Here is a 15,171-nt window from a genome sequence, read left to right on the forward strand (position 1 = left end):
TTAGACGTAAGATTAAATTATATAAATGAAAACGTAAATGTTTCATAGGAAACATTTTATGGAGAATAGTCAATAGGCCTAAAAGGTGGTGGAATATGTATGAAAAATACGTTTTCTCGTTTATTTGGCTTTGGAGATAAAGAGAGCGAATTCGAATTACAAGACGAAAGCCATGAAGAAATAGATAAAAAGGTATATGAAGAAATACAAGAAATTCCGATAGTAAATATTACCCCTAACCGTTATCAACCAAGAACAGTTTTTGATGATGCGCGTATTGATGAGCTAGCATTAACGATTCGTACACATGGACTTATTCAACCGATTGTTGTAAGGCAATATGAGGATGATAAGTACGAGATTATCGCTGGAGAAAGACGCTTTCGTGCGGCAACAAAGTTAGGTTGGGAAAAGGTTCCTGCAATTATAAAGAACTTAAATGATACAGAGACAGCTTCTGTAGCTTTAATTGAAAACTTGCAACGCGAGGAGCTAACGGCAATCGAGGAAGCTGTGGCATATCAAAAGCTGATTGAGTTACATAATTTAACACAAGAAGCATTGGCACAACGACTTGGAAAAGGACAATCTACAATCGCAAATAAGTTGCGATTGTTAAAGTTGCCTGAAGAAATAAAAAGTGCATTATTAGAAAAAAGCATTACAGAACGTCACGCCCGCGCTCTCATTCCTTTAAAAAATGAGGAATTACAACTGAAGGTTTTACAGGAAATTGTGGAGAAACAACTGAATGTAAAGCAAACAGAAGAACGAATTGCGAAGTTACTAGAGGAAGCAAAACCGAAGCGTAAGGCAAAGCAAAAAGCAGTAAGTCGAGATACGAGGATTGCTATGAATACAATTAGACAATCTTTACAAATGGTTACTGAAAGTGGTTTGAATGTTAATTCTGAGGAAGAAGAATTTGATGAGTACTATCAAATTACAATTAAAATTCCAAAGAAAAAATAATAATGACGTGTTAGAGACCTTATCCTATTGGAGAGGTCTCTTTTACTATATTTTCTTGTTAAATGAAGAAGGAGTTTAGAAATAAATTTTGAAGTTTAATAAAGGACGTAAAAGAAAAAGTTTTATTTCATGTTACAATAAACGTAATTGTTATTAGAATAAGATAGAAAGGTTGAAAGTAGGTGACATCATGGGAAAAATCATTGCTATTGCTAATCAAAAAGGCGGTGTTGGAAAAACCACAACATCTGTTAATTTAGGGGCTGGATTGGCGCAAGTAGGTAAAAAAGTCCTTCTTGTAGATATTGATGCTCAAGGAAATGCAACGACTGGTGTGGGAATTGAAAAATCTGAATTAGATCAATGTATTTACAACGTTCTTGTGGAAGATGCAGATGTTCAAGGGGTTATACAGAAAACCGCAACGGAAAACTTAGATGTTCTACCCGCTACAATTCAATTGGCTGGTGCTGAAATTGAATTGGTACCGACTATTTCCCGGGAAGTACGTTTACAAAGAGCATTACAGCCAGTTCGTGATGAATATGATTATATTATTATCGACTGTCCCCCATCTTTAGGGTTATTAACAATTAATGCATTAACAGCAGCAGATTCTGTTATTATTCCTGTACAGTGTGAATATTACGCACTAGAAGGGTTAAGTCAGCTATTAAATACAGTTCGACTTGTACAAAAACATTTAAATAAAAATTTAGCAATTCAAGGTGTATTGTTAACGATGTTGGATGCCCGTACAAATTTAGGGATCCAAGTTATAGATGAAGTGAAAAAGTATTTTAGGGATAAAGTATATCGCTCGATTATTCCGCGTAATGTACGCTTGAGCGAGGCTCCAAGTCATGGGAAACCTATTATGCAGTATGACGCTAAATCAAGAGGAGCAGAAGTATATATAGATTTAGCAGAGGAAGTGATTGCAGGTGGCTAAGGGATTAGGAAGAGGAATTAATGTGTTTTTTCCTGATTTAGATGTGAAAGAAGAGGAAACAATTCAGGAGATTCTTGTAACTGAATTAAGGCCAAATCCATATCAACCGCGTAAACACTTTAATAAAGAGGCTATTCAGGAATTAGCAATTTCGATTAAGGAACACGGTATTCTACAACCATTAATTGCTAGGAAGAGTATTAAAGGATATGAAATCGTTGCAGGTGAAAGACGATTTCGTGCTGCAAAAGAGGCTGGTTTAGAAAAGGTACCTGCGGTTGTAAGACAATTAACTGAACAGCAAATGATGGAATTTGCTTTGTTAGAAAACTTACAACGAGAAGATTTAAATCCTATGGAAGAGGCAATGGCATACCAGATGTTAATGAATGAGCTAAATGTAACGCAAGAACAATTAGCGAAACGTCTTGGCAAAAGCAGACCTTACATTGCAAATTATACTCGGTTATTAAGCCTCCCTTCGTTCGTCCAAGATATGATTGCAAATGGTCAACTTTCAATGGCTCATGGGAGAACTTTACTTACGATAAAAGATGAAGAACAATTGAAGTCCTTATTGAAACGCATTGAAAAAGAAGGATTAAATGTTCGTCAATTAGAGAAAATTGTCCAAGAGATTAATCAACACGTTTCACGTGAAACAAAAAAAGTGAAAAAAGAGCGAAATATATTTTTCGTAGAACGTGAAACGTTCTTAAGAGAAAAGTTTGGCACAGATGTGAAAATTAAAGAGACGAAAAAAGAAAAAGGTAAAATCGAAATTGAATTTTTTAATAAAGAAGATTTGAATCGTATTTTAGAACTATTATCACAAAAAAAATAAAGAGCAAACCATCTTATTATTTATAGATGGTTTGCTTTTTTTAGTGCGGATAATTTTTGATCCGTCTCTTTTATACTTTGTGCGATTACATCGGCCATTTTCATAACTAAACTTAATCTTGTATTTTGAAGAACGAAAAACTCCATAAACCCATTTAGATTGACGATACCGTGTATATGCAGATCACCAACTGCAGGTAATTTCTTATTCATAGCAGCTCCAGGCTTACTAGGGCCCTTTCCAGTAGTGATTGACCCGATATTTTGAGACTTTCCTAAACATGCATCAACAGCAATTATAAATGCAGCAGGATATTCTTTCTGTATATTTTGAATTTTTTCTTCTAAATTTAGCGCATGTACTGGCTCATCTAGTGTACCGAATACTTGGAGGTTTTTGATGTCTATTTGTTCAAGTTTTGTACCAACTAACGGGCCGAGTGCGTCACCTGTAGAACGATCTGTTCCGATACAAACGAGAATGAGTGGTATATTAGTTTTAATAGGAATGTGGGTAAGTAAGAAATTACTGATTATCTCAGAGGCTTCTAGATCCTGGTGCATAACGTTTTGAGTTTCTTTCTCAAAAAATGGTAAGCGAAAACTTCCAATATTCATGAAGCACCCATCCTTTTAATAAATTTTCAATATATGTTATATGGTGAGAAAAATGGAAATCTATAAGTGCGTAATTTTTGCAAAATGTGAATGAAAACGGAAATAATAGTACTAGTATATATATATTCGTTCCATTTTATACCTGAATGGCGGGGGGAAAATAGGATTAAAATCATAAAATTTTTTCAGCAATTAGAGGACTTCTGATACAATAATAAGGATAACTAAAAAGAAATTTTAGCTAGAGAGGTAGAGGTACATGGATTTATTAACGAAGTGGTTTAATTCTACGAAACAGTATTTATTAGATGCTGATCGTTGGGCTCATATTGGAGTTGCGACATTAAAAATATGTATTATTTTAATAATCGGTGCAGTTGTTGTGCGAATTGCAAGAGCGGTTGTACGAAATGCGTTTCGTATGGGGAGTCGTTCTCCAATTCAAATTTCAGAACGTCGTACAGTTACAGTAGCGAAATTACTTGAAAATATTGTAGCGTACGTTGTTATGTTTATTATGCTGATTGCGATTTTAGGTGTGTTTGATATTAATGCATCAGGTTTATTAGCGGGTGCCGGGGTAATTGGTTTAGCAGTCGGATTTGGTGCTCAAAGTTTAGTGAAGGACGTTATTACAGGTTTATTTATTTTGCTAGAAGATCAGTTTTCAGTTGGCGATTATGTTAAAATCGGTCAATTTGAAGGAGTCGTTTTAGAAATTGGACTTCGTACAACGAAAGTAAAGAGTTGGACAGGTGAAATTCATACTTTACCAAACGGAAGTATTATTCAAGTTACTAACTACTCAGTTAGTAATAGTGTAGCATTTGTTGATGTATCTATTTCATATGAGGCTGATATTGCGAAAGCAGAGCAGGTTATTGAAGATTTATTAGTAGAGTTACCTTCAAAGTACGAAAAAATGGTAACAACACCTCAATTATTAGGTGTGCAAACGTTAGCTGCATCAGAAGTTATATTACGCGTTATTGCTGAAGTAGAGCCGATGCAACATGCAGTTATTGCAAGGGCACTTCGTAAAGAGATTAAAAATCGTCTTGATTTACATGGAATTGAAATTCCATATCCACGTATGGTTTTATATAATCGTGAAGAATTGGTTAGTGGAAAAGCAATTTAGTATGGAGAGGAGGAGTTTGAAGAGTGGAGCAAAAGGAATATAACTTGTACGATGTTGTGGAAATGAAGAAAGCACATCCATGTGGCGAGAATCGTTGGAAAATTATTCGTATGGGAATGGATATCCGCATTAAGTGCGAGGGATGTGACCATTCAGTAATGATTACTCGAAGAGAGTTTGATCGTAAGGTGAAAAAAATACTTGTGAAGCACGAAGAATAGAGAGAGAGTAACAGTTACAGTAGGTAACTGTTACTTTTTTTCGTTTGGCGGAAACTTGTCATTTTTTTCGTTACTATCTATAATGATGAAAGATTGAGACATAGGAGTGAAAAATATGGGATTAACGGCTGGGATTGTTGGATTACCTAACGTAGGGAAGTCCACTTTATTTAATGCAATTACACAAGCAGGAGCAGAATCTGCGAACTATCCATTCTGTACAATTGATCCAAACGTAGGGATTGTAGAAGTACCAGATGAGCGTTTAAATAAATTAACGGAATTAGTAGAACCGAAAAAGACTGTTCCGACTGTATTTGAGTTTACTGATATTGCAGGTATCGTAAAAGGTGCTAGTAAAGGTGAAGGTTTAGGAAATAAATTCTTATCTCACATTCGTCAAGTAGATGCAATTTGCCAAGTTGTTCGTTGTTTTGAAGACGAAAATATTACGCACGTTTCAGGGAAAGTAGATCCAATTGATGATATCGAAACAATCAACTTAGAGCTAATTTTAGCGGACTTAGAGTCTGTTGATAAGCGTATCGAGCGTGTTGCGAAATTAGCAAGACAAAAAGATAAAGAAGCTGTATATGAGCATGAAATTTTAGTTCGTTTAAAAGAGGCTTTTGAAGAGGGGAAACCGGCTCGTACTGTTGAATTTACAGAAGAGCAGATGAAGATTGTTAAAGGCCTTCATTTACTTACAACAAAAGAAATGTTATACGTAGCGAACGTAAGTGAAGACGATATTATCGATCCTTCGGAAAATAAATACGTACAAATGGTAAAAGAATTTGCAGAAAATGAAAATTCTCAAGTAATCGTTGTATGTGCAAAAATCGAATCAGAAATCGCTGAATTAGACGAGGAAGAGAAAAAAGTATTCCTTGAAGAACTAGGTATTGAAGAGTCTGGTTTAGATCAATTAATTCGTGCAGCATATGACCTATTAGGACTTGCTACTTACTTTACAGCTGGCGTTCAAGAAGTACGTGCTTGGACATTTAAACAAGGTATGAAGGCACCACAATGTGCTGGTGTTATTCATACAGACTTTGAGCGTGGATTTATTCGTGCAGAAACAGTTTCTTACGATGACTTAATGACAAACGGTTCTATGACAGCTGCAAAAGAAGCTGGAAAAGTACGTTTAGAAGGAAAAGAGTATATCGTAAAAGATGGAGATGTTATGCACTTCCGTTTTAACGTTTAATTTAATATTTCCTAGGAAAAATAAAGATATGAGCTTGGCGAATATATTATATGTTTGCCAAGTTTTTTATGTATTGGTGAGTTGATTCATATAACTTACTATGATATAATCTAAACTCGTGAGTAATTACTATAAATTAATTGCTCCTTGCCCATTATGGGCCGTTTAGACCAAAAGGAGGTGAAAGTGTAATGAGAAAGTACGAAATTATGTACATCATTCGTCCTGGCGTTGAAGAAGAAGCTCAAAAAGCTTTAGTTGAACGTTTTGCAGGTGTTTTAACAAACAATGGTGCAGAAATCATTAACACGAAAGAGTGGGGTAAGCGTCGTTTAGCTTACGAAATCAACGACTTACGTGAAGGTTTCTACATGATCTTAAACGTGAACTCTAACGCAGAAGCGATTAACGAATTCGACCGTTTAGCTAAGATCAACGAAGATATCCTTCGTCATATCGTTGTTAAAGAAGAAGAAAAATAATTGATATATAAGGGAGAGTGGTTCGATTGATGAATCGTGTTATCCTCGTTGGTCGTTTAACTAAGGACCCTGACTTACGTTACACGCCCAATGGTGTTGCAGTAGCTACTTTTACGTTAGCTGTGAATCGCGCATTTGCGAATCAACAAGGTGAGCGTGAAGCTGACTTTATTAATTGTGTAATATGGCGTAAACAAGCAGAAAACGTAGCAAATTATTTAAAAAAAGGAAGCTTAGCAGGCGTAGATGGACGTCTTCAAACTCGTAATTACGATGGACAAGACGGTAAACGTGTGTATGTAACAGAAGTTCTTGCGGAAAGCGTACAATTTTTAGAGCCGCGTAATGGCGGTGGGGAGCAACGTGGTTCATTCAATCAGCAACCATCAGGAGCTGGTTTCGGTAACCAAAGCTCTAACCCATTTGGTCAATCTAGTAATTCAGGTAACCAAGGTAATCAAGGGAACTCTGGATTTACGAAGAATGACGATCCATTTTCAAATGTAGGTCAACCGATCGACATTTCCGACGACGATTTACCGTTCTAATACAGTAAATTTGTTAGTTTTAACAAAGAATGGAGGGAAATAGACATGGCAGGACGCAAAGGTGGACGTGCGAAACGTCGTAAGGTGTGTTTCTTCACAGCTAACGGCATCACTCGCATTGACTATAAAGATGTTGATTTATTAAAACGTTTCGTTTCTGAGCGTGGTAAAATTTTACCTCGTCGTGTAACAGGGACAAGCGCAAAATACCAACGCAAACTTACAGTTGCAATTAAACGTGCTCGTCAAATGGCACTTTTACCATATGTTGGTGAATAATAGCGTATGAAATGCACAGTAGAGTCCGACTCTACTGTGCATTTTGCTATGCTTTTCTTTTTTGAAAGAGAGGTTAAAATGTGAAACAAACAAAGTTTATTACAGAAGGTGCAGCGTTATTAGCTATATATGCAATTTTATTGCTTATATCTATGTATGTTCCGATTTTGGGTACTGTTGTAACTTTTGCGTTGCCGTTACCATTTATACTATTAACGATAAGACATAAACTATCTAATGTGCTCATGATTTTTGTAGCATCACTTTTTGTTACTATTATTGTGAGTCAACCCATGAATTTAGTGAAGACAATTATGTTTGGATTGATAGGGATTGTTTTAGGATATATGTATAAAACAAGAAAAAAGTCAGTAGAAATCTTAATAGCGGGGACGCTTGCACACTTAATTGGTTTTGTACTTATTTATGTTGCGAGTATAAAGTTTTTCAACATAGATATAATGAAGCAAATGCAAAGTATGTTTAGTGAAAGTATGGTGCAAAGTGAAAAGATAGTAAGTGCTACAGGTATGCCGATTAGTAAGGAACAAAAAGAGTTACTTACACAAATGAATGATATATTACAATCGTTATTTCCAAGTATACTTGTTCTAGTTTCAGTATGTTTTTCTTGGATTACAGTGATAATATCAGGTAGTGTTTTGAAAAAGTTAAAACATGACATTATACCTTGGCCTAAATTTAAAGATATACAATTACCAAAGAGTATTGTTTGGTATTACGTTATATTTATTTTGTTAGCAACTTTTATAAAAGTAGAACCAACATCATATTTACATATGGTATTTTCTAACCTAAATGTAATATTTACACTATTGCTTGTACTGCAAGGTCTGACATTTATCGCCTTTTTAGCGTATAGAAAAGGTTTTACTAAAGGGATTCCTATTATTAGTTTTATTGCATGCATGTTTATTCCGATGCTGTTTCCTCTTGTGACAATCTTAGGTATAATTGACTTAGGGATTTCATTGCGTTCTAAAATAGGGGGATAAAACAATATTCCTTATACTATTTTAATCTGTTTAACTAACTGGAAGGTGAGTTAGTTTTACTTTATAGGAGTTGTATACATGCCTGAATTTGATAAGAAACAGTGGTTTTTATATCCTGTTTATGTATTGGCATTTTTTGTGTTTGTGCTCATTTCAATTCTCTGTTATTTTCATTTAATTATGGGAATAGCTGCTTTTGTCATTTTTTGTATCGTATTTTTTATCGTTATACGATTTGAACTTAATTTTCAAAGGAATTTCGAAAAGCATACTACAGATATGATTACAAGAGTAAAGAAAGTAAGTAATGAAGCATTTAACCAAATGCCGATTGGTATTTTGTTATACAATAAGGATTATGGGATTGATTGGGCAAATCCTTATTTATCTTCATGTCTGGGACAGCATGCATTAGCTGGATGGCACCTTTACGATGTATCAGAAACATTACTTCTTTTCATTAAAGGAGAAACTTCTGATGATATAGTCTCTTTAAATAATCGAAAGTTTCGCGTTTTTGTAAGGAAAGAAGAAAAGTTAATTTATTTCTTTGATGTAACGGAACAAACAGAAATCGAAAAGATGTATGAGGATCAACGTACTGTTTTAGCTGTAATTTATTTGGATAATTATGATGAAGTTACACAAGGATTAGATGATCAATTACGTACGAATATAACAAGTCTTGTGACATCGCGACTAAATGAATGGGCACTTAAGTATGGTGCGTATTTAAAACGTGCATCTTCAGAAAGATTCTTCGTTGTGCTAAATGAAAGTATTCTGACGCAAATGGAGAAAGGGAAATTTAGTATTTTAGATCAGGTGCGTGAAGAAACATCTAAAAGGAATATACCACTTACATTAAGTGTAGGTGTCGGATCAGGTGATTTACCTTTGTCAGAGCTTGGGGCAATGGCTCAATCTGGTTTAGACCTTGCGCTTGGACGCGGGGGAGATCAAGTAGCTATTAAACAAGCGACAGGTAAAGTTAAGTTCTATGGAGGCAAGACAAATCCGGTTGAAAAGCGTACCCGTGTACGTGCTAGGGTCATTTCGCATGCGTTAAAGGATTTAGTATTAGAAAGTAGTAATGTCATTATCATGGGGCATAGGGCTCCTGATATGGACGCAATTGGTGCTGCGATTGGTATTTTAAAAGTGGCTCAATTAAACGAGCGTAAAGGATATATTGTATTAGATGAAAATGATTCTGATAAGGGAATTAAACGCTTGATGGACAAAGTGAAACAAAATGAGGAATTATGGTCTCACTTTATTACTCCAGAGCAAGCGATGGAATTTGCGAATGATGAGTCATTACTTGTTGTTGTTGATACACATAAACCTTCTATGGTGATGGAACAAAAATTGTTACATAAAATTGAAAATGTAGTAGTTATCGATCACCATCGCCGTGGAGAAGATTTTATTGAAGATCCATTGCTAGTTTATATGGAACCATATGCTTCTTCAACGGCAGAACTGGTTACAGAATTGCTTGAGTATCAACCGAAAAATTTAAAGATGACAATGTTAGAAGCAACGGCATTGTTAGCGGGGATTATTGTCGACACGAAAAGTTTCACATTCCGGACGGGGGCTCGTACGTTTGATGCTGCTTCCTATTTACGCTCACATGGTGCAGATACTGTACTTGTACAAGAACTTTTAAAGGAAGATATGGATCAGTATTTACGGGTTGCAAAAGCTATAAAAAATGCGTACATTTATAAAAATGGAATTGCGATTGCTAAAGTTGATAGTGATGATTACTACGATCAAGTGCTTATTGCGCAATCAGCTGACACGTTATTAACAATGACAGGAATTATTGCATCATTTGTTGTTGCGAAACGTGGCGAGAATCTCATTGGAATTAGCAGCAGGTCTTTAGGTGAAGTGAATGTGCAGCTAATTATGGAAAACTTAGGTGGTGGCGGGCATTTGACGAATGCAGCCACACAAATGAAAAATGTTACAGTAGATGAAGCCGAGGAGAAGCTTCGATTTGTTATTGATGACTATTTACAGGGAGGCACACAATCATGAAAGTAATTTTTCTAAAAGACGTAAAAGGTAAAGGTAAAAAAGGAGAAGTAAAAAACGTACCAGATGGCTATGCAAATAACTTCTTACTAAAACAGGGATTGGCTGCTGAAGCAACAAATAGCAGTATGAAAACTTTAGAAGCTCAAAAGCGTAAAGAAGAAAAAGATGCAGCAGCAGAAGTTGAGAATGCAAAAGAGCTGAAAGAAACATTAGAGAAATTAACTGTAGAAGTAAAAGCGAAATCTGGAGAAGGTGGCCGTTTATTCGGTTCTATTACGAGCAAACAAATCGTAGATGCGATGCAAAAATCACATAAAATTAAACTTGATAAACGTAAATTTGAAATGGATGATGCAATCCGTGCATTAGGCTACACAAATGTAACAGTGAAATTGCATCCGCAAGTAACAGCGACAGTAAAAGTTCATGTTAGTGAACAATAAAAATAAATTAAGCAAGGAGGATTGCGTATGAGTGATGTACTTGCTGATCGTACCCCTCCGCATAATATAGAAGCCGAGCAGGCGGTTTTAGGGGCCATATTAATTGATCAAGATGCGTTAACATCAGCATCAGAGTTATTGGTACCTGACTCATTCTATCGAACGAAACATCAAAAGATTTTTGAGGTAATGCTTGGGTTATCTGACAAAGGAGAACCGATCGATTTAGTAATAATGACATCAGCGATGGCTGATCAAGGATTACTAGAAGAAGTTGGTGGAGTGTCTTATCTAGCAGAGTTAGCAGAAGTTGTTCCAACAGCTGCTAACGTTGAATATTATGCACGTATCATCGCTGAAAAGGCACTTTTACGTCGTTTAATTCGAACAGCGACTCATATTGTGTCGGATGGATACGAGAGAGAAGATGACGTAGACGGCCTTTTAAATGAGGCCGAGAAAAAAATATTAGAAGTATCCCATCAAACGAATGCAAAAGCATTTCAAAATATTAAAGATGTTCTTGTAGATGCTTATGATAAAATTGAACTTTTGCATAATCAAAAAGGTGAAGTTACTGGGATACCAACTGGATTTACTGAATTAGATAAGATGACGGCAGGTTTCCAGCGAAATGATTTAATCATCGTAGCAGCACGTCCGTCAGTAGGGAAAACTGCATTTTCATTAAATATCGCACAAAACGTAGCGACGAAAACGGATGAAAATGTAGCGATTTTTAGTTTGGAGATGGGCTCCGATCAGCTTGTTATGCGTATGCTTTGTGCAGAAGGAAATATCGATGCGCAAAGACTTCGTACCGGGTCATTAACTTCTGATGATTGGGCGAAATTAACAATGGCGATGGGTAGTCTTTCAAATGCCGGTATATATATTGATGATACACCAGGAATTAAGGTAAATGAGATTCGAGCGAAATGTCGTAGACTAAAGCAAGAACAAGGTCTTGGTATGGTTTTAATTGACTACTTACAGCTTATTCAAGGAAGTGGGAAATCAGGTGAGAACCGTCAGCAGGAGGTATCTGAGATTTCTCGTACTTTAAAAGGGATTGCGCGTGAATTGCAAGTGCCTGTTATTGCCTTATCACAGTTATCTCGTGGTGTAGAATCTCGTCAGGATAAACGCCCGATGATGTCTGATATTCGTGAATCTGGTAGTATTGAGCAGGATGCTGATATTGTAGCTTTCCTATATCGTGAAGATTACTATGACCGTGAAACGGAAAATAAAAATACGATTGAAATTATCATTGCAAAACAACGTAATGGTCCGGTAGGTTCAGTAGAGCTTGCGTTTGTTAAAGAATTTAATAAATTCGTTAATTTAGAACGACGCTTTGAGGATGGGGCATAAAGGCAGTATAAAAAAGAAACACATTTCTTATAATAAGATGTGTTTCTTTTTTTATGGGATAAAGATAAGGCTTTCATAAGGTGAAAATATAATTCTTACGAACGAAAATGATTTTTAATAAAAAAATGTTCGCTTTTTGGTTGACTTCTTTTTCGGTTTTGGTACAATTATATTGTTTGAATAGATCGTTTGAAAATTGCGGAGGTGCTTTAATAATGTCTTCAGTAGTAGTTGTAGGAACACAATGGGGCGACGAAGGAAAAGGTAAAATCACTGATTTTCTTTCTGAGCATGCGGAAGTAGTTGCAAGATATCAAGGTGGAAATAACGCGGGACATACAATTGTTTTCGGCGGAGTTAAATATAAGTTACACTTAATTCCATCTGGTATTTTCTATAAAGAGAAAATTTGTGTAATCGGAAATGGCTTAGTAGTAGATCCGAAAGCATTACTTGAAGAGTTAAAATACTTACACGACCGTGGTGTAAGTACTGATAATTTACGTGTAAGTAACCGTGCACACGTTATTTTACCTTATCACTTAAAACAAGATGAGTTAGAAGAGGCTAGTAAAGGTGATAACAAAATCGGTACAACGAAAAAAGGTATCGGTCCTGCATATATGGATAAAGCTGCTCGTATTGGTATCCGTATGGCTGATCTTTTAGACCGTGAAGCATTTAAAGAGAAGCTTGAGCGCAATTTAGTAGAGAAAAATCGTTTGTTTGAAAAAATGTACGATACAGAAGGTTTCAGCGTAGAGGAAATCTTTGAAGAGTACTTCGAATATGGACAACAAATCGCACAATATGTATGCGACACATCTGTTGTATTAAATGATGCACTAGATAACAATCACCGTGTATTATTTGAAGGTGCACAAGGTGTTATGCTTGATATTGACCACGGTACGTACCCGTTCGTTACATCTTCTAACCCGATTGCGGGTGGTGTAACAGTTGGAACTGGAGTTGGCCCTGCGAAAGTTACTCGCGTTGTAGGTGTATGTAAAGCATATACAAGCCGTGTTGGTGACGGTCCATTCCCTACTGAACTTAATGATGAAATTGGTCATCAAATTCGTGAAGTTGGTCGTGAGTACGGAACAACAACTGGTCGTCCGCGCCGCGTAGGTTGGTTCGATAGCGTTGTTGTAAGACATGCGCGTCGTGTTAGTGGTTTAACGGATCTATCATTAAATTCTATCGACGTTCTAACAGATATTCCAACTCTTAAAATTTGTGTTGCTTACAAATACAATGGCGAAGTTATCGATGAAGTTCCAGCAAACTTAAACATTTTAGCGAAATGTGAGCCTGTATATGAAGAGCTTCCAGGTTGGACAGAAGATATTACTGGTGTAAAATCATTAGACGAGCTTCCTGAAAATGCAAGAAAATACGTAGAACGTGTTTCTGAGTTAACAGGAATTCAATTATCTATGTTCTCAGTTGGACCAGATCGTAACCAAACGAATATTGTTCGTAATGTATACGAAGCTTAATTGATATTTTTAGAAAAAACTCATGTCCGCATGAGTTTTTTCTTATCTTTTATAAAAAAATGAAAAAAAGTATTGCGAAGAATACAGAATACATGTTATGATACATCTTGTCGTCATGAAAATATGACGTTGGTGAGTATGAGCCATTAGCTCAGTTGGTAGAGCATCTGACTTTTAATCAGAGGGTCGAAGGTTCGAATCCTTCATGGCTCACCATTTTATTTTTCGTGGCCCGTTGGTCAAGTGGTTAAGACACCGCCCTTTCACGGCGGTAACACGGGTTCGAATCCCGTACGGGTCATGTTTTTTTTTATGCTTATTTTTGGTCCCGTGGTGTAGTGGTTAACATGCCTGCCTGTCACGCAGGAGATCGCCGGTTCGACCCCGGTCGGGACCGCCACTTTTGTTTATACCACCATTAGTGGTTTTATATATAGTTTTGGCTCGGTAGCTCAGTCGGTAGAGCAGAGGACTGAAAATCCTCGTGTCGGCGGTTCGATTCCGTCCCGAGCCACTCTCAGGATATTAAGTGGGCCCACTTAATATCCTTTTTATTTATGTAATTTTACAAAACTGAGTAGTTATTTTAAAATAGAACGAGGAGCCTCTAGCAGTTGAAGCTAGAGGTTTTTCTATAGATCGTATAGGATGCCGTGTAAAAGTGGATCATACATGAGTCTATGAGAATAGAGGAGAAAATACTTAAACAAAGGATGCGGTCATATAGGACATACTATGTAAACATCGATATGTTTAGGGATTATTGACCATATTTTTATAAGGAGGAAATAGACGATGATGGGAAAGAAAATTTTAGTAGTTGATGATGAAAAGCCGATTGCAGATATTTTGAAGTTTAATCTAGAAAAAGAAGGTTTTGAAATAGTAATGGCGCATGATGGTGATGAAGCAATTGAAAAAGCTAATGAAGAACAACCAGATATGGTTTTATTAGATATTATGCTACCGGGTAAAGATGGATTAGAGGTTTGCCGTGAAATACGTAAAAGTTCAGAAATGCCGATTATTATGCTTACAGCAAAGGACTCTGAGATTGATAAAGTATTAGGGCTTGAGCTTGGGGCAGATGATTATGTAACGAAGCCATTTAGTACGAGGGAATTACTTGCTCGTGTGAAGGCGAATTTACGCCGTCATCAACAAGGTGGTTCTGCAGAAAAAGAAGAAAATACAGAAATGGTTATTGGACCAATTGTTATTAATCCAAATGCATATAGTGTAACGAAGCGCGAGGAAAATATCGAGCTTACACATCGTGAATTTGAGTTGCTACATTATTTAGCGAAACATTTAGGACAAGTTATGACACGCGAACATTTATTACAAACAGTTTGGGGTTATGACTATTTTGGAGATGTGCGCACAGTAGACGTAACAGTACGTCGTTTGCGTGAAAAAATTGAAGATAATCCAAGCCATCCTACTTTAATTGTAACTAGACGTGGAGTAGGGTATTACTTGCGTGACCCAGAGCAGGAATAGTAT

Annotated in this window: 16 protein-coding genes and 4 tRNA genes; 19 read left to right on the top strand and 1 reads right to left on the bottom strand. The window is 36.3% G+C overall.

The window, feature by feature from the left end; all coding sequences use genetic code 11:
• Window positions 1–99 precede the first annotated feature (99 nt).
• From noc to spo0J, 3 genes are all read left to right on the top strand, one after another.
• Entirely contained in the window at window positions 100–972 is an 873-nt protein-coding gene (gene noc / locus MR167_RS03870; protein ID WP_000799016.1) for a nucleoid occlusion protein, read from the top strand.
• A gap of 190 nt (window positions 973–1,162) precedes the next feature.
• The gene (gene soj / locus MR167_RS03875) at window positions 1,163–1,924 is read left to right on the top strand and encodes a sporulation initiation inhibitor protein Soj (RefSeq protein ID WP_000516114.1); all 762 of its coding nucleotides are present in this window, start codon (window positions 1,163–1,165) and stop codon (window positions 1,922–1,924) included.
• Window positions 1,917–2,768, top strand: a complete 852-nt coding sequence (spo0J, locus tag MR167_RS03880; protein WP_001051833.1) for a stage 0 sporulation protein Spo0J — start codon at window positions 1,917–1,919, stop codon at window positions 2,766–2,768. Before soj ends, spo0J begins: the two co-directional genes overlap by 8 nt.
• 20 nt (window positions 2,769–2,788) lie before the next feature.
• Here the strand turns inward: spo0J and yyaC are convergent, their stop codons facing one another.
• Window positions 2,789–3,385 carry a spore protease YyaC gene (gene yyaC / locus MR167_RS03885; RefSeq protein ID WP_001020711.1) on the bottom strand — a complete coding sequence of 199 codons (597 nt, stop codon included), beginning with the start codon at window positions 3,383–3,385 and terminating at the stop codon, window positions 2,789–2,791.
• A 259-nt stretch (window positions 3,386–3,644) separates the two neighbouring features.
• On the opposite strand from yyaC, the gene MR167_RS03890 reads away from it, so the two are divergent.
• From MR167_RS03890 to walR, 16 genes are all read left to right on the top strand, one after another.
• Window positions 3,645–4,526 carry a mechanosensitive ion channel family protein gene (locus MR167_RS03890; RefSeq protein ID WP_000365111.1) on the top strand — a complete coding sequence of 294 codons (882 nt, stop codon included), beginning with the start codon at window positions 3,645–3,647 and terminating at the stop codon, window positions 4,524–4,526.
• Window positions 4,527–4,549: 23 nt separating this feature from the next.
• Complete coding sequence (locus MR167_RS03895; RefSeq protein ID WP_000435486.1) at window positions 4,550–4,747, top strand: DUF951 domain-containing protein; 198 nt, start codon at window positions 4,550–4,552, stop codon at window positions 4,745–4,747.
• Between the two features lie 115 nt (window positions 4,748–4,862).
• Entirely contained in the window at window positions 4,863–5,963 is a 1,101-nt protein-coding gene (ychF, locus tag MR167_RS03900) for a redox-regulated ATPase YchF (RefSeq protein WP_000524658.1), read from the top strand.
• A gap of 191 nt (window positions 5,964–6,154) precedes the next feature.
• Window positions 6,155–6,445 (top strand): 30S ribosomal protein S6, encoded by a 291-nt coding sequence (gene rpsF, locus MR167_RS03905; RefSeq protein WP_001233781.1) that lies wholly within the window; start codon window positions 6,155–6,157, stop codon window positions 6,443–6,445.
• Between the two features lie 26 nt (window positions 6,446–6,471).
• Window positions 6,472–6,993, top strand: a complete 522-nt coding sequence (gene ssb / locus MR167_RS03910; protein WP_000981963.1) for a single-stranded DNA-binding protein — start codon at window positions 6,472–6,474, stop codon at window positions 6,991–6,993.
• Window positions 6,994–7,038: 45 nt separating this feature from the next.
• The gene (gene rpsR / locus MR167_RS03915; protein ID WP_000918873.1) at window positions 7,039–7,272 is read left to right on the top strand and encodes a 30S ribosomal protein S18; all 234 of its coding nucleotides are present in this window, start codon (window positions 7,039–7,041) and stop codon (window positions 7,270–7,272) included.
• Window positions 7,273–7,352: 80 nt separating this feature from the next.
• Window positions 7,353–8,288, top strand: a complete 936-nt coding sequence (locus MR167_RS03920) for a YybS family protein (protein WP_242313983.1) — start codon at window positions 7,353–7,355, stop codon at window positions 8,286–8,288.
• Window positions 8,289–8,366: 78 nt separating this feature from the next.
• Entirely contained in the window at window positions 8,367–10,340 is a 1,974-nt protein-coding gene (locus MR167_RS03925) for a DHH family phosphoesterase (RefSeq protein WP_001113785.1), read from the top strand.
• On the top strand, window positions 10,337–10,783 hold the full coding sequence (gene rplI, locus MR167_RS03930) for a 50S ribosomal protein L9 (RefSeq protein ID WP_000864237.1): 447 nt from the start codon (window positions 10,337–10,339) through the stop codon (window positions 10,781–10,783). The genes MR167_RS03925 and rplI overlap by 4 nt, the downstream gene beginning before the upstream one ends.
• Window positions 10,784–10,810: 27 nt before the next feature.
• The gene (gene dnaB / locus MR167_RS03935; protein WP_001286147.1) at window positions 10,811–12,160 is read left to right on the top strand and encodes a replicative DNA helicase; all 1,350 of its coding nucleotides are present in this window, start codon (window positions 10,811–10,813) and stop codon (window positions 12,158–12,160) included.
• A gap of 215 nt (window positions 12,161–12,375) precedes the next feature.
• Complete coding sequence (locus MR167_RS03940) at window positions 12,376–13,665, top strand: adenylosuccinate synthase (protein ID WP_000100230.1); 1,290 nt, start codon at window positions 12,376–12,378, stop codon at window positions 13,663–13,665.
• A 140-nt stretch (window positions 13,666–13,805) separates the two neighbouring features.
• Window positions 13,806–13,881: transfer RNA gene (locus tag MR167_RS03945), tRNA-Lys, on the top strand.
• A gap of 13 nt (window positions 13,882–13,894) precedes the next feature.
• A tRNA-Glu gene (locus MR167_RS03950) sits at window positions 13,895–13,966 on the top strand.
• Window positions 13,967–13,989: 23 nt separating this feature from the next.
• A tRNA-Asp gene (locus MR167_RS03955) sits at window positions 13,990–14,065 on the top strand.
• A 41-nt stretch (window positions 14,066–14,106) separates the two neighbouring features.
• Window positions 14,107–14,179: transfer RNA gene (locus MR167_RS03960), tRNA-Phe, on the top strand.
• 281 nt (window positions 14,180–14,460) lie between these two features.
• Window positions 14,461–15,168: a cell wall metabolism DNA-binding response regulator WalR gene (gene walR / locus MR167_RS03965; RefSeq protein ID WP_000971869.1), complete on the top strand. Its 708-nt coding sequence runs from the start codon at window positions 14,461–14,463 to the stop codon at window positions 15,166–15,168.
• Window positions 15,169–15,171: the final 3 nt, after the last annotated feature.

This window comes from Bacillus cereus group sp. BfR-BA-01355, from assembly GCF_022663675.1.
In the GTDB taxonomy this organism is placed as follows: domain Bacteria; phylum Bacillota; class Bacilli; order Bacillales; family Bacillaceae_G; genus Bacillus_A; species Bacillus_A thuringiensis_S.

What these genes read in the sequence shown, in the direction of transcription:
- noc (WP_000799016.1), top strand. Translation starts at nt 100, where the DNA reads ATGAAAAATACGTTTTCTCGTTTATTTGGCTTTGGAGATAAAGAGAGC.
- soj (WP_000516114.1), top strand. Translation starts at nt 1,163, where the DNA reads ATGGGAAAAATCATTGCTATTGCTAATCAAAAAGGCGGTGTTGGAAAA.
- yyaC (WP_001020711.1), bottom strand. Translation starts at nt 3,385, where the DNA reads ATGAATATTGGAAGTTTTCGCTTACCATTTTTTGAGAAAGAAACTCAA.
- MR167_RS03890 (WP_000365111.1), top strand. Translation starts at nt 3,645, where the DNA reads ATGGATTTATTAACGAAGTGGTTTAATTCTACGAAACAGTATTTATTA.
- ychF (WP_000524658.1), top strand. Translation starts at nt 4,863, where the DNA reads ATGGGATTAACGGCTGGGATTGTTGGATTACCTAACGTAGGGAAGTCC.
- rpsF (WP_001233781.1), top strand. Translation starts at nt 6,155, where the DNA reads ATGAGAAAGTACGAAATTATGTACATCATTCGTCCTGGCGTTGAAGAA.
- rpsR (WP_000918873.1), top strand. Translation starts at nt 7,039, where the DNA reads ATGGCAGGACGCAAAGGTGGACGTGCGAAACGTCGTAAGGTGTGTTTC.
- MR167_RS03925 (WP_001113785.1), top strand. Translation starts at nt 8,367, where the DNA reads ATGCCTGAATTTGATAAGAAACAGTGGTTTTTATATCCTGTTTATGTA.
- rplI (WP_000864237.1), top strand. Translation starts at nt 10,337, where the DNA reads ATGAAAGTAATTTTTCTAAAAGACGTAAAAGGTAAAGGTAAAAAAGGA.
- dnaB (WP_001286147.1), top strand. Translation starts at nt 10,811, where the DNA reads ATGAGTGATGTACTTGCTGATCGTACCCCTCCGCATAATATAGAAGCC.
- MR167_RS03940 (WP_000100230.1), top strand. Translation starts at nt 12,376, where the DNA reads ATGTCTTCAGTAGTAGTTGTAGGAACACAATGGGGCGACGAAGGAAAA.
- walR (WP_000971869.1), top strand. Translation starts at nt 14,461, where the DNA reads ATGATGGGAAAGAAAATTTTAGTAGTTGATGATGAAAAGCCGATTGCA.